This window comes from Pseudomonas sp. SK (genome assembly GCF_012975065.1).
Lineage (GTDB): Bacteria > Pseudomonadota > Gammaproteobacteria > Pseudomonadales > Pseudomonadaceae > Aquipseudomonas > Aquipseudomonas anuradhapurensis.
Map to the genome: position 1 here is coordinate 3,427,043 of NZ_CP051857.1, position 13,550 is coordinate 3,440,592.

Here is a 13,550-nt window from a genome sequence, read left to right on the forward strand (position 1 = left end):
TTCAACGGACGACTAGCGGGTGTTTATTATTATTGATAGCATCGGTACATTCGTTAAAAATATAAAACACGAGGTTCCTGCAGCATGGCTAACACCCCCTACCCCCAGTCCTACTACGCCGCCTCGGCCAACCCGGTGCCGCCACGTCCGGCGCTGCAGGGTGAGGTGGAAACCGATGTGTGCATCATCGGTGCCGGCTACACCGGCCTGTCCAGCGCCCTGTTCCTGTTGGAGAACGGCTTCAAGGTGAGCATCGTCGAAGCGGCCAAGGTCGGCTTCGGCGCGTCGGGCCGTAACGGTGGCCAGATCGTCAACAGCTACAGCCGTGACATCGACGTGATCGAACGCACGGTCGGCCCCAAGCAGGCGCAACTGCTGGGCCACATGGCCTTCGAAGGCGGGCGCATCATTCGTGAGCGCGTGGCCAAGTACAACATCCAGTGCGACCTGAAGGACGGCGGCGTGTTCGCGGCCCTCACCAGCAAGCAGATGGGCCACCTGGAGTCGCAAAAACGCCTGTGGGAACGCTTTGGCCACAACCAGCTGGAGCTGATGGACCAGAAGCGTATCCGCGAAGTGGTTGCCTGCGACAACTACGTGGGTGGCATGCTGGACATGAGCGGTGGTCACATTCACCCGCTGAACCTGGCCCTGGGCGAGGCGGCGGCGGTCGAGTCGCTGGGCGGCATCATCTATGAGCAAACCCCGGCCGTGCGTATCGAGCGTGGCGCCAACCCGGTAGTGCACACCCCGCAGGGCAAGGTCCGCGCCAAGTTCATCATCGTCGCCGGCAACGCCTACCTGGGCAACCTGGTACCGGAGCTGGCCAGCAAGTCCATGCCATGCGGCACCCAGGTGATCACCACCGAGCCGCTGGGCGAGGAACTGGCGCGCACCCTGCTGCCGCAGGACTACTGCGTCGAGGACTGCAACTACCTGCTCGACTACTACCGCCTGACCAGTGACAAGCGCCTGATCTTCGGCGGTGGCGTGGTGTATGGCGCGCGTGACCCGGCCAACATCGAGGCGATCATCCGGCCGAAGATGCTCAAGGCCTTCCCGCAGCTGAAGAACGTGAAGATCGACTACGCCTGGACCGGCAACTTCCTGCTGACCCTGTCGCGCCTGCCACAGGTCGGCCGCATCGGCGACAACATCTACTACTCGCAGGGCTGCTCGGGCCACGGCGTGACCTATACCCACCTGGCAGGCAAGGTGCTGGCCGAGGCCATGCGTGGCCAGGCCGAGCGCTTCGATGCCTTCGCCGGCCTGCCGCACTACCCGTTCCCGGGCGGGCAGATGCTGCGGGTGCCGTTCAGCGCCCTGGGTGCCTGGTACTACAGCCTGCGCGATCGCCTGGGCTTCTGATGTAGCTAGGCCTGGCCTCTTCGCGGGTAAACCCGCTCCCACAGGGACATCACTGGACCTGAGGGCAGCGGGTGTCCTGTGGGAGCGGGTTCACCCGCGAAAGGGCCGGTACAGATAAACGCTATTTGTTCAGGCTGCTCACAGCCTGCTTCGCCGCAATCTCCTGGCCCGCCCGGGCCAGTTCATCGGCAGCCTGCAACCAGCGCTGGCGGTCAACCTGGGCCGGCAGTTGCCGCGGTGGCTGCACCAGCACCGCCCAACTCCCCTGGCTGGCCCACGCCGAAGCAAAGTCATCGAACGCCATCAGCTGCCGCCGGTGCATGCCCGAGCGCAACAGCACACGCTGCTTGTAGCGGTCATAACCGATCAGCACGGCGTAACGTGGCTCACCCCACCAGGCCGCGCCGTCCTCATAACGCAACAATACCGGGTTGCCCGCCGCCACCTGGGTCAGCAGCGCGTCCAGCTGCTTGTCCAGCGGATACACCACCATGCCGTAGTCACGCGCCACCCGAGGGATACTGCTGTCCAGTGCGTCGGCGCCCTGGGGCAGGTTCAACGGCTTGTCCAGCAGCCCTGGGGTAATAGGCGCACCCTGCTGCGACAGTACTGCCGCCAGGGCCATGGCCCCGCTGTGGTTGGCGTTGCCACGGTAGAACGGCACGCTGCTGATTTCGACCCGCTGCGGCAGGCCATTGAGGCTGGCGGACGGCGTGCCGGCACAGCCGGCCAGGCTGGCTGCCATCAGGCAGGCCAGCAGCAACCGGCGCGGGCTGAGGATTGCCGACTTGAAGGAATCTTGCTCCATGGACACTCGCTTGTTCCAACGCCAGGCAGGCAGCGCCCGGCTCTGCCAGCGATCATAGGGCGGACGGCGGCGCGGGTATAGCCCGGCACCGGCTAGGAGCCAAACGGACCAAGCAGTAGACCTTCGGTCAATGGAACGTCACAGGCGAACAGCTAGACTAAACCAGTGTCTGTAGGGCAAGCGCGGGCTGGCCGAGCGCAGCCCGTAGAGTTGGAGGCACAGATGAGCCTGACCGTGGCAATTCTCATGCTGGTGGGCATGTGGCTGAGCGTCGCAGCCGCCATGCTGTGGGGTGTGATGCGTATCGTGCGGCGCCATTCCCACCATCACCTGCCGCCGCAGGCCCCTGCCAGAGCGCAGCCTGCACACCGGGCCCGGCGGCATGCCGGGGTGCACTGAGCAGCAATTTCCTTATCCCCATTCGCGGGCAAGCCCGCTCCCACAGATGCTGCACAGTTTTCAATGCCTGTGCTGTTCTGTGGGAGCGGGCTTGCCCGCGAATGGGGGCGCAAAGCGCCCCCGATACATCACCCTTGCGCCGCTTCGCGCTTCAACCGCGCCCGGCGGGCCAGGATGTTGAGGATCTCGATCGCCGTCGAGAACGCCATGGCCGCATACACATAGCCCTTCGGTACATGGGCGCCGAAACCTTCGGCAATCAGCGTCATGCCGATCATGATCAGGAAGCCCAGGGCCAGCATTACCACGGTCGGGTTGTCGTTGATGAAGTTGGCCAGCGGGTCGGCGGCCACCATCATGACGATTACTGCGGTGATCACGGCAATGATCATGATCGGCAAGTGCTCGGTCATGCCCACGGCGGTGATGATGCTGTCGACCGAGAAGACGATGTCCAGCAACAGGATCTGGAAGATCGCCGCGGCAAAGCCCAGGGTGACCGTCGAGGAAATCTTGGCTTCTTCCTTGGCACCATGCGGGTCGACGTTCTCGTGGATTTCCTTGGTCGCCTTCCACAGCAGGAACAGGCCACCAGCGATCAGAATCACGTCCTTCCAGGAGAAGGCGTTGCCGAACACTTCGAACACCGGGTCGGTCAGCTGGACGATCCAGGCCACCGTGCTGAGCAACGCCAGGCGCATGACCAGGGCCATGCTGATACCGATACGGCGCGCCTTGGAGCGATATTCCACCGGCAGCTTGTTGGTCAGGATGGAGATGAAGATCAGGTTGTCGATGCCCAGTACAACTTCCATGGCCACCAGCGTAGCCAAGGCAACCCAGGCAGTAGGGCTAGCGACGAGTTCCAGCAAATATTCCATTGTTCACATCCTGCAGCAGCGGTTGGGGTCAGATTTCCTGGGTGTCTTTGTGCTTGTCGGCATCCTCGGGCGCATGCCCTTCCCTGCCGATGGCCTCGCTCAACGCCTGCTGGGCGGCCTTGTTGGTGTCGTCGATCGCCTGCTTGGCCGACTGCGCGGCCTGGTCGAGCATCTGCTGGGCGGACTTCTCGGCCTGCTCGCAACCGGCCAGGGCGAACAGGGCCAAGGCTAGCACCAGCGGCGTGCCGATGGATTTGAATTGCAGCATGGGTTCCTCGCTTGTGTGTTCCGGTGGCGCACAGGGCGCCTGATGGAGCGCATTCTAAAGAGCGCAATACATCAGGAAAATTCGTTTTTTCAGCGGTTATACTTCGGTTTTTACGAATCCGGAACGCACCGATGCTCAACTACCGGCAATTGCACTACTTCTGGGCCGTGGCCAAGACCGGCAGCATCGCCCGCGCCAGCGAACAGTTGAACCTGACCCCGCAAACCATCAGCGGGCAGATCAGCCTGTTCGAACAGACCTACGGCCTGGAACTGTTCCAGCGCGTCGGGCGCCAGCTGGAGCTGACCGAAACCGGGCGCCAGGCGCTGGTCTATGCCGAGCAGATGTTCCAGCTGGGTAGCGAACTGGAGGCCATGCTGCAGGCCGGCCCGCAGGAGCAGATCTTGTTCCGCGTCGGCGTCGCGGACGTGGTGCCCAAGTCGATCGTCTACCGCTTGCTGGCGCCGACCATGGAGCTGGACGATGTGCTGCGCATCAATTGCCGTGAAGACAAGCTGGAACGGTTGCTGGCCGACCTGGCGATCCAGCGCCTGGACCTGGTCATCTCCGACAGCCCCATGCCCAGCCACCTGGACATCAAGGGCTACAGCCAGAAGCTGGGCGAATGCGGGCTGAGCTTTTTCGCCACCCCGGCCTTGGCCCGCCAGCATGCCGGGCCCTTCCCTGGCTGCTTGCAGGATGCGCCCTTGCTGATCCCCGGCCAGGAGACCGTGGTACGCAGCCGCTTGCTGCGCTGGCTGGGCGAGCAGCAGGTGCAGCCACGGATCGTCGGTGAGTTCGATGACAGCGCGCTGATGCAGGCGTTCGGGCAATCGGGCAGCGGCATCTTCGTCGCCCCGAGCGTGATCGCCGAGGAAGTGTGCCGCCAGTACGGTGTGCAACTGGTCGGGCAGACCGAGGCCGTACACGAATCGTTCTATGCCATTTCCGTGGAGCGCAAGGTCAAGCACCCAGGGATCGTGGCGATTACCGAGGGGGCGCGGCGGGAGTTGTTTCATTGGTAGCCATGAGAGCCCTTTCGCGGGCAAGCCTGCGAAAGGGCCGCCCCTGCTCGACCAAGGTCTATGGTAAAGTCGCGCCTTTTTCGAACATGCCGGGATACCGCTGCACATGACTCCTGTCCTCCGCTTCATCAACCGCACCAGCCTGGTGACCCAGATCGTCATCGGCCTGATCGCCGGTATCGCCCTGGCCCTGCTTGCGCCTGCCATCGCCGGTGACATGGCGTTCCTCGGCAAGGTGTTCGTCAGCGCCCTCAAGGCGGTGGCGCCGGTACTGGTGTTCATCCTGGTCATGGCCTCGATCGCCAACCACCGCCACGGCCAGGAAACGCACATTCGGCCGATTCTCTGGCTGTACCTGCTGGGCACCTTCGGCGCCGCGGTAGTTGCCGTGGTCGCCAGCATGCTGTTCCCCTCGACCCTGGCATTGAGCGCCGGCGAGGCCTCGCTGAGCGCCCCGGGCGGTATCGGCGAAGTGCTGCAGAACCTGCTGCTGAGTGCGGTCGACAACCCGATCAACGCGCTGCTCAAGGCCAACTTCATCGGCGTGCTGACCTGGGCCATCGGCCTGGGCGTAGCCCTGCGCCATGCCGGCGAAACCACCCGCAAGGTGGTAGAAGACCTGTCCACCGGCGTCACCTTGATCGTACGCGTGGTCATCCGCTTCGCCCCGCTGGGCATCTTTGGCCTGGTCAGCGCCACCCTCGCCCAGTCCGGCCTGGACGCCCTGCTCGGCTACCTGCACCTGCTGGCGGTACTGATCGGCTGCATGCTGTTCGTGGCGCTGGTGATGAACCCGCTGATCGTGTTCTGGAAGATTCGCCGCAACCCCTTCCCGCTGACCCTGTTGTGCCTGCGCGAAAGCGGCATCACCGCGTTCTTCACCCGCAGCTCGGCGGCCAACATCCCGGTCAACCTGGCCCTGTCGGAACGCCTTGGCCTGCATGAAGACACCTACTCGGTGTCGATCCCGCTGGGTGCGACCATCAACATGGCCGGTGCGGCCATCACCATTACCGTGCTGACCCTGGCGGCGGTGCACACCCTGGGGATCGTGGTCGACATGCCGACCGCCGTGCTGCTCAGCGTGGTGGCTGCAGTCTGTGCCTGCGGCGCCTCTGGGGTGGCTGGCGGCTCGCTGCTGCTGATTCCGCTGGCGGCCAGCCTGTTTGGCATCCCCAGCGAGATTGCCATGCAGGTGGTGGCGGTAGGCTTCATCATCGGCGTGCTGCAGGATTCGGCCGAGACGGCGCTGAATTCCTCGACCGATGTGCTGTTCACCGCGGCGGCGTGCCAGGCCGAAGATCGGCGCAACGCTTGAGCTGGCCGGGGCCGCATTGCGGCCCTTCGCGACACAAGGCCGCTCCTGCACGCGAAGGACCGCACTGCGGTCCCAATTGCCTTGTACGGTGGCATTACCTACCCTAGTGGCCTTTCCCCAGCAACGAGGCAGGGCCATGTCAGAACACCAAACCGCAGGCGAAGGCCGGTTCAACAGCATCGAGATCCGCATTCTCGGCGCGCTGATCGAAAAGCAGGCCACCAGCCCGGAAAGCTACCCGCTGACCCTCAATGCCCTGGTGCTGGCGTGCAACCAGAAAACCAGCCGCGAGCCGGTGATGAACCTTACCCAAGGCCAGGTCGGCCAGGCCTTGCGCGCCCTCGAAGGGCAAGACATGGCCCGGCTGCAGATGGGCAGCCGCGCCGACCGCTGGGAACATAGGGTGGACAAGGCGCTGGAGCTGGTGCCGGCGCAGCTGGTGCTGATGGGCCTGATGTTCCTGCGCGGCCCGCAAACCCTCAACGAACTGCTGACCCGCAGCAACCGCCTGCATGACTTCGACGACATTGAACAGGTCCAGCACCAGCTGGAGCGCCTGATCGCCCGCGGCCTGGCCTTGCACCTGCCACGCCAGGCCGGGCAGCGCGAAGACCGTTACACCCACGCGCTGGGCGACCCGGCGGAAATCGAGGCGATCCTGGCCGCGCGGCAGCAGGAAGGCAGCCCGCGCAGCAGTGCCGGCAGTGTATCGGAAGAACGTATCGAAGCCCTCGAAGCCCGCATTGCAGCGCTGGAGGCGCGCCTGGCCGCGCTGGAAGGCTGAGCCGTCACGGCTCCGGGTCGGGGAAGTTACGGCAGCTCTTGCGCTCGGCCAGCTCCCGGTCAGTGGGGCGCTGGTCGACGAACACGGTGCGGCCGTCGGCGTAGATTTCCAGGTAGCCCCAGTGCAGGTCCTGCTCTTGTTGCCCGGGCTTGGGCGGGACTAGCCACCAGGGTTCGCGGCTGATCAGGGTCATGGGTCGGGTTCCTGAAGGTGTCTGCAGTAATCATAGACACCCTCAAGATGAGCTTTGCCAGTTCTGACGCATTCGCGGGCGAGCCCGCTCCCACCAGGTCTTCCACTGGCATTGGAAAAGTGTGGAGTACCTGTAGCAGCGGGCTTGCCCGCGAAGAGATGCCCGCTCCCACCAGGTTTTCCACTGGCATTGAAAAAGTGTGGAGTACCTGTGGGAGCGGGCTTGCCCGCGAAGAGGCCGGCCCAGGCTTACGCCGGTGCCGAAGTGCGGATCAGGTGATCGAAGGCCGCCAGCGAAGCCTTGGCGCCCTCGCCCACGGCAATCACGATCTGCTTGTACGGCACCGTGGTCACGTCACCGCCAGCGAACACCCCCGGGATGCTGGTCTGGCCCTTGGCGTCGACGATGATCTCGCCACGCGGCGACAGCTCGACGGTGCCCTTCAGCCAGTCGGTGTTCGGCAGCAGGCCGATCTGCACGAAGATACCCTCCAGCGCCACCTCGTGCTGCTGCTCCGTGGTGCGGTCCTGGTAGCGCAGGCCGGTGACTTTCTCGCCATCACCCAACACTTCGGTGGTCAGCGCGCTGGTGATCACCTTGACGTTCGGCAGGCTGTGCAGCTTGCGTTGCAATACCGCATCGGCGCGCAGTTGGCTGTCGAATTCGATCAAGGTCACCTGGGCGACGATACCGGCCAGGTCGATGGCCGCTTCCACGCCCGAGTTGCCACCACCGATCACCGCCACGCGCTTGCCCTTGAACAGCGGGCCATCGCAATGCGGGCAGTAGGCCACGCCACGGGCGCGGTATTGCTGCTCGCCGGGTACGTTCATTTCGCGCCAGCGCGCACCGGTGGCCAGGATCACGGTCTTGGCCTTGAGCGAGGCGCCGCCGGCCAGGCGGACTTCATGCAGGCCGCCATCGGTGGCCGGGATCAGCGCTTCACCGCGCTGCAGGTTCATGATGTCGACGTCGTACTGCTTGACGTGTTCTTCCAGGGCCGTGGCCAGTTTCGGCCCTTCGGTTTCCTGCACCGAGATGAAGTTCTCGATGGCCAGGGTATCGAGCACCTGGCCGCCGAACCGCTCGGCGGCGATACCGGTGCGGATGCCCTTGCGTGCGGCATAGATGGCTGCCGAGGCGCCGGCGGGGCCACCACCGACCACCAGCACGTCGAAGGCATCCTTGGCGTTGATCTTCTCGGCCTGGCGAGCACCGGCGTTGCTGTCGATCTTGCCGAGGATTTCTTCCAGGCCCATGCGGCCCTGGCCAAACACTTCGCCGTTCAGGTAGATGCTCGGCACCGCCATGATCTTGCGCGATTCCACTTCGGCCTGGAACAGCGCACCGTCGATCGCCACGTGGCGCACGTTGGGGTTGAGCACGGCCATCAGGTTCAGCGCCTGGACCACGTCCGGGCAGTTCTGGCACGACAACGAGAAGTAGGTTTCGAAGGTGAATTCGCCTTCCAGTGCCTGGATCTGCTCGATCACTTCGGCACTGGCCTTGGACGGGTGGCCGCCGACTTGCAGCAGGGCCAGCACCAGCGAGGTGAATTCGTGGCCCATGGGGATGCCGGCAAAGCGCAGGCTGATCTCGCCATTCGGGCGGTTGAGCGAGAACGATGGACGACGGGCGTCATCACCATCCACGCGCAGGGTAATCAGGTTCGACAGGCCGGCGATCTCCACCAGCAGGTCGTGCAATTCGCGGGACTTCGCGCCGTCGTCGAGGGAAGCAACGATCTCGATCGGCTGGGTGACCCGCTCCAGGTAGGTTTTCAGTTGCGATTTAAGCGTGGCGTCCAACATACGGGGCGATTCCTTTTTCAAAACTCGGATACAAAAACGCCCAGGCGATAGCGCCCGGGCGTTTATACGGGGCGGTAGAGCATTCAGCTTTGGCGGCTGCTCGCCGCCCACGGCTTGCTCACGGACTTAGATCTTGCCGACCAGGTCCAGCGACGGCGCCAGGGTGGCTTCGCCTTCTTTCCACTTGGCCGGGCACACTTCGCCCGGGTGGGCGGCAACGTACTGGGCAGCCTTCACCTTGCGCAGCAGTTCGGCAGCATCGCGGCCTACACCACCGTCGTTCAGTTCGACGATCTTGATCTGGCCTTCCGGGTTGATCACGAAGGTACCGCGATCGGCCAGGCCGGCTTCTTCGATCAGCACGTCGAAGTTGCGCGAGATGACGTGGGTCGGGTCACCGATCAGCGGGTACTGGATCTTGCCGATGGTTTCCGAAGTGTCGTGCCAGGCTTTGTGGGTGAAGTGGGTGTCGGTGGACACACCGTAGATTTCCACGCCCAGCTTCTGGAACTCGGCGTAGTTGTCAGCAAGGTCACCCAGTTCGGTCGGGCAGACGAAGGTGAAGTCGGCCGGGTAGAAGAACACGACAGACCACTTGCCTTTCAGGTCGGCTTCGCTGACCTGGACGAACTCGCCCTTGTGGTAGGCGGTGGCGTTGAACGGTTTGACCTGGCTGTTGATGATAGGCATGAGAGATGCTCCTTCATGGGTTGGAATCAGTTGACGGAGAGAATCCTAACCGCTGGTCGGTGATTAGGCTCATTGGCAAAGCTCATGCGCGTCATTGGTTTTGGCTATAAAGCGCCGGCCTCGATAGAGGCTTTGCCTTCTAAGCCTCCCCGCGCCTGCACGTGTGCACCCGCTGCGGCTGGCTGTCGGCCAGCTGGTAGGCCAATGAACATTGCTCATCCGGTGCGTCCCCCCACTTGACCAGCAGCGTGCCGGCATCCCTGTCGGTGCGCACATGCAGCCGGCTCCCCTGCCCGACCATGCCCAACTCATCCTGCCCAGTGGCCTGCCCGGCAAACACCAGCGCGCCGAACGGCAGCGCGCTGCCATCCTCGAAACGCGCCCGCAGGGTGAACTGGCGACCGCTGCGCGTCGGGTAACGCAGCAACGAGGCAGCACCGGCGCGTGGCACCACCGACTGGGCGGTCAGCTGCAACTCGGTATCGCGGGACATGCCTTTGGGGTCAAGTTCGACCGTATTGACCTGGTAAGGCACCAGCGCCGGCATGACCGCGTAACCGCGCCGGTCGAGGCTGACCTGCGTGTGCTGGCGCAGGCGCGCAGCATCGGCGCCAGGCGCATGCACGATGGCAAAGCTCTCGCCCAACGGCGGTGCGCTGATCAGGCCACCGGCATGGGCGACCACGGCCCCCTGCGCGCCCAGCGTCGCCTGGCGATAGCCACGCCGGCTCGACAACGACCCCTGGATATCGCCACTCGCCCCGCGGTGCTGCAGGTTGGCGTCGAAACCACTGTCGGCCCGCTCGCCTTCCTGGCGCACCAGCGCCAGCCCATGGCCCCATTGGCCATGCTCACCGGACACGCCTCGCCAACGAACGCTGGTGCTGCCGTGGCCGCGAGAGTCGCTGTTCAGCGCGGTACTGAGCGAGGACCGACGGCGCTCGCCAAGTGGCAGGCTGGCATTCAACATGAGGGCGTCGACGGCATGGCCCGCCACAGCCTGCTCGCGGCTCAGGTTGATGCCATAGCTGAGCGACCCGATGTGGTTGTTGTAGCCAACGCTGTAGCTTTCGCTACGGCCTCTGCTGGCCCAACGCTGTCGCAGGCTGGCGCGCAAGGTGAAACGACCGCCGCGCGCCCCTACGGGCTGATCCACACCCAGGCCGGCCTGCCAACGTAGCGGGTCGATCCGCGCACCCTCCACCGCGCGGGCATAGTCGTTGAAGCTGTAATAGCCTGGCCCCTCGCTGCGGATCAGCGTCGCGCTAAGGTCGGTATCGGTAGCGCTCAAGCGCTGACGCCAGCTCAAGCGCCAGGCCTGGCCACGCACCTGGCGATGGCGGGCAGGCTCGGCGCTGGCGTGATACCCGGTCAGGCCCAGGGCACCCAGCCCGGTGTTCATCGCGACACCCATGGCACTGGCCAGGTAATCCTCGGCCAACCAGGTACCGCCGTGTACGCTCAAATGATTGTCCAGGCCTTGCTGCCAACTGCCTTGCACAAAGCCTGGGCCTGAGCGCCCATACGCTTGACGCCAGACGCCGCTGGCCAGTTCAAACCGCCTCGCGCCAGGGCGCAATGCCAGCGGCGCGGCAGCGTAGGGCTGGATGAAGGTGCGTACGCTGCCATCGGCCTCGCGCAGCGTCACCTCGAGGTCATCCTGCAAGTCGTTGGCGTACAGGTCGTCGATCTCGAACGGGCCCGGCGCAACGGTGGACTCATGGATCAGCACGCCGCGCTGGCGAATGCTGATCAACGCGACGCTGTTCGCGACCCCTCTCACCACGGGGGCAAAGCCGCGTTGCTGCTCCGGCAACATGCGCTGGTCACTTCCCAGCAGTAGGCCGCGCATGGCGCTGCTCTCGAATACGTCCGAGCGGCTATAGCTGTCGCCGATGGTCAATTGCGCAGCCCAGGCGGGAATATCCCGCTGCAACGAGGTTGCAGTGGCCTGATAACGCGAAGGGATGCCGGAGGACGCCTGCCAACTGCCTTCGTGCCGCCAGTACCAAGCACCAATATTGAAGCCGGAGCGCACGCCCAGATAGGCCTGGCGGGTGGCATCGCCTTGCTCGAGATCATGCTGCTCATACAGGTTCAGGCGGTAGTCGAAGAAGCCGGCAGTAACCCCGCTGTCCCAGTTCTCTGCTGGCAGGTAACCGCTGGGCAGGCGCCGCAGGGCTTGCTGCGGGATGCTCAGGTCCAGCTTCAGGTCGGCGAAGTCCAGCGCTTCCGTGGCATCTGCAACGATACTGCCAAGGCCTGCGCAGGCCCCGTCCTGCGCGAGCCGATCGGCACTCTGCCGGCCGAGGCGGCGCAGGTCGACGCCGAGCTTTTGCAGCAACGCTTCGCTGTAGCAAGGTGTCGCCTGATCGCTTTGCCCCTGCACTCGCAAGGGCACCAGGTGGCGGCCCAGCCACTGCTGGTTCAGCGTCACATCGAGCGAGTAGGTGCCCTCTGGCACTATTGCATCGTGCTCGTAACGGCTCAGGTCGGCTGAGGTTCCCTGGCGCAGCAGCCCGGCATCGAACTCGACGGCGCTTGCCGGGGTGGCGAGCAGACCACTCAACACAGCTACGGCCACAGGGTAATGACAATTGGATCGCACTTGCTGACGCATCGTACACCGACCTCAGTTTCCCTGGCGCACGGTCACCGCTTGCGACGCATCACGCACCGCGCCGTAGTCATCGATGAACGCATAGCGCAGGCGAACGGTTGCCTGGCCAGCCAGGCGCTCGACGTCAAAGCGGGTGCTGGCGAATGGCAGCAGATGGTGAGGTTCCAGCTCCAGCGGGGCTTTGCCGTCCTGCTGCAGGCTCACGCTGGCCAGGTTGACGACATAAGGGCTGGCATTCTCGGCCATCAGTACCCATTGCTTGCCATCAGGGCGCAAATGCCAGGTGACCCGTTGATGGGCCTCGACGGCTTTCCCCCGCAGCCCCACCGGCCGATACAGCAATTTGATGCGCGAACGTATAGCCACCTGCATGGCATTACCCGACTGCTTGGTCGGCACTTCAAGGACATTGAGCCAGTACAGGCTTTCGCGGTCCGCCGGCATGCCATCACCGTCATGAAAAAGCCTCAGGCTCTGGCCCTTGTCGCCATCCAGGCGGAACATGGCGGGCATCACGTTGAACGGCACTTGCAGATCCAGCACCTGGGCCTGGGGCCGGCCATCGTCGACCCAGGCTTGCACGAGCGAGGGCTTGCTGCCGACATTGCTCAATTTGACCGTGACTTCCGACTGATCGGCAGGGAAGACCACCCGCGTGTTGGCGATGACCACATCGGCGACAAGCGGCGGCGATGCCAGGCAGACGGCCAGCAGCAAGCCGCGCCGCAAGGCGGTGAAGAGAAATCGCATGAGTAGGTGCTCTGGAACGAAGAAGAGGCAGCCCTGGAGCGGGCTGCCTTCAGGGAAATGTCACTTGTAGTCCAGCGAGTACGCCACGCGGGTAGCCACCAAACCAGGCGTAGTGCCACCGGTGGAGTAGTAACGCGCGGTGTAACGCAATGTGGCATTGCCGCTGACGATCGCCACCCACTGCGAGTTCTGCGCGCCCTTCGGCGCCGCCAGGTTCATCGGTGCCTGCTGATCGTTGAGCAGTTCCACCTGGACATTCTCGCTACCGCCCGCATCCACGATGAGGCGCCCTTCCGGGCTGATGGTCGAGCCAGACTCGAAATAGGTCGACACGCTGGTAACGCCTGGGGAGCAGTTGCTGAGATTCAGCTGGAAGAGCGTGTCTCCGTATGTTTGGCCGGGTTTGACAAGCCGTGTCGCGTTCACCGGAGGCAACGAAACCGCCAGGTCGCCGTTACCACCATTGACCTGACAGGTTGGTGCGTCTACGCGGCCATCGAAACTGATTACGCCAGTATCAGCGTGTGCCGCCTGCGCCCAGAACAACAGCATGCAGCAGCCTGCAAACAACGACTTCGAGTTCATAGTCACCTTCTTTACTCGTGAAAATAGCCAGGCATTGGCTGCCGGGCCCC

At 64.1% G+C, this 13,550-nt stretch carries 14 protein-coding genes; 5 read left to right on the forward strand and 9 right to left on the reverse strand.

Going from position 1 to position 13,550, the window contains the following annotated elements:
- The first annotated feature begins 84 nt into the window (after positions 1 to 84).
- Complete coding sequence (locus HG549_RS15735; protein WP_170030418.1) at positions 85 to 1,368, forward strand: FAD-binding oxidoreductase; 1,284 nt, start codon at positions 85 to 87, stop codon at positions 1,366 to 1,368.
- Between the two features lie 121 nt (positions 1,369 to 1,489).
- On the opposite strand, the gene HG549_RS15740 is transcribed toward HG549_RS15735, so the two are convergent.
- Entirely contained in the window at positions 1,490 to 2,176 is a 687-nt protein-coding gene (locus HG549_RS15740; RefSeq protein WP_170030419.1) for a peptidase C39 family protein, read from the reverse strand.
- A gap of 222 nt (positions 2,177 to 2,398) precedes the next feature.
- On the opposite strand from HG549_RS15740, the gene HG549_RS15745 reads away from it, so the two are divergent.
- Complete coding sequence (locus HG549_RS15745) at positions 2,399 to 2,575, forward strand: hypothetical protein (RefSeq protein WP_170030420.1); 177 nt, start codon at positions 2,399 to 2,401, stop codon at positions 2,573 to 2,575.
- Positions 2,576 to 2,703: 128 nt separating this feature from the next.
- Here the strand turns inward: HG549_RS15745 and HG549_RS15750 are convergent, their stop codons facing one another.
- Both HG549_RS15750 and HG549_RS15755 read right to left on the reverse strand, forming a co-directional pair.
- The gene (locus tag HG549_RS15750) at positions 2,704 to 3,456 is read right to left on the reverse strand and encodes a TerC family protein (RefSeq protein WP_170030421.1); all 753 of its coding nucleotides are present in this window, start codon (positions 3,454 to 3,456) and stop codon (positions 2,704 to 2,706) included.
- A gap of 28 nt (positions 3,457 to 3,484) precedes the next feature.
- On the reverse strand, positions 3,485 to 3,724 hold the full coding sequence (locus HG549_RS15755; protein WP_170030422.1) for a hypothetical protein: 240 nt from the start codon (positions 3,722 to 3,724) through the stop codon (positions 3,485 to 3,487).
- 131 nt (positions 3,725 to 3,855) lie between these two features.
- Here HG549_RS15755 and nhaR point away from each other — a divergent pair, with 131 nt between their 5' ends.
- From nhaR to HG549_RS15770, 3 genes are all read left to right on the forward strand, one after another.
- Positions 3,856 to 4,749 carry a transcriptional activator NhaR gene (gene nhaR, locus HG549_RS15760; RefSeq protein WP_170030423.1) on the forward strand — a complete coding sequence of 298 codons (894 nt, stop codon included), beginning with the start codon at positions 3,856 to 3,858 and terminating at the stop codon, positions 4,747 to 4,749.
- 106 nt (positions 4,750 to 4,855) lie between these two features.
- On the forward strand, positions 4,856 to 6,067 hold the full coding sequence (gene sstT / locus HG549_RS15765) for a serine/threonine transporter SstT (RefSeq protein WP_170030424.1): 1,212 nt from the start codon (positions 4,856 to 4,858) through the stop codon (positions 6,065 to 6,067).
- Between the two features lie 136 nt (positions 6,068 to 6,203).
- Entirely contained in the window at positions 6,204 to 6,851 is a 648-nt protein-coding gene (locus HG549_RS15770) for a YceH family protein (protein ID WP_170030425.1), read from the forward strand.
- Positions 6,852 to 6,855: 4 nt separating this feature from the next.
- Here the strand turns inward: HG549_RS15770 and HG549_RS15775 are convergent, their stop codons facing one another.
- The 6 genes from HG549_RS15775 to HG549_RS15800 all read right to left on the reverse strand — a co-directional run bounded on the left by HG549_RS15775 (position 6,856) and on the right by HG549_RS15800 (position 13,500).
- Positions 6,856 to 7,044 carry a hypothetical protein gene (locus tag HG549_RS15775; RefSeq protein WP_170030426.1) on the reverse strand — a complete coding sequence of 63 codons (189 nt, stop codon included), beginning with the start codon at positions 7,042 to 7,044 and terminating at the stop codon, positions 6,856 to 6,858.
- 248 nt (positions 7,045 to 7,292) lie between these two features.
- The gene (ahpF, locus tag HG549_RS15780; RefSeq protein ID WP_170030427.1) at positions 7,293 to 8,855 is read right to left on the reverse strand and encodes an alkyl hydroperoxide reductase subunit F; all 1,563 of its coding nucleotides are present in this window, start codon (positions 8,853 to 8,855) and stop codon (positions 7,293 to 7,295) included.
- Positions 8,856 to 8,981: 126 nt separating this feature from the next.
- Positions 8,982 to 9,545, reverse strand: a complete 564-nt coding sequence (gene ahpC, locus HG549_RS15785) for an alkyl hydroperoxide reductase subunit C (protein WP_054884952.1) — start codon at positions 9,543 to 9,545, stop codon at positions 8,982 to 8,984.
- Between the two features lie 139 nt (positions 9,546 to 9,684).
- Entirely contained in the window at positions 9,685 to 12,114 is a 2,430-nt protein-coding gene (locus HG549_RS15790) for a fimbria/pilus outer membrane usher protein (protein ID WP_170030428.1), read from the reverse strand.
- Positions 12,115 to 12,177: 63 nt separating this feature from the next.
- Positions 12,178 to 12,915 (reverse strand): molecular chaperone, encoded by a 738-nt coding sequence (locus HG549_RS15795; protein WP_170030429.1) that lies wholly within the window; start codon positions 12,913 to 12,915, stop codon positions 12,178 to 12,180.
- A 60-nt stretch (positions 12,916 to 12,975) separates the two neighbouring features.
- Positions 12,976 to 13,500, reverse strand: coding sequence for a fimbrial protein (locus tag HG549_RS15800; RefSeq protein WP_170030430.1), 525 nt, complete (start codon positions 13,498 to 13,500; stop codon positions 12,976 to 12,978).
- Positions 13,501 to 13,550: the final 50 nt, after the last annotated feature.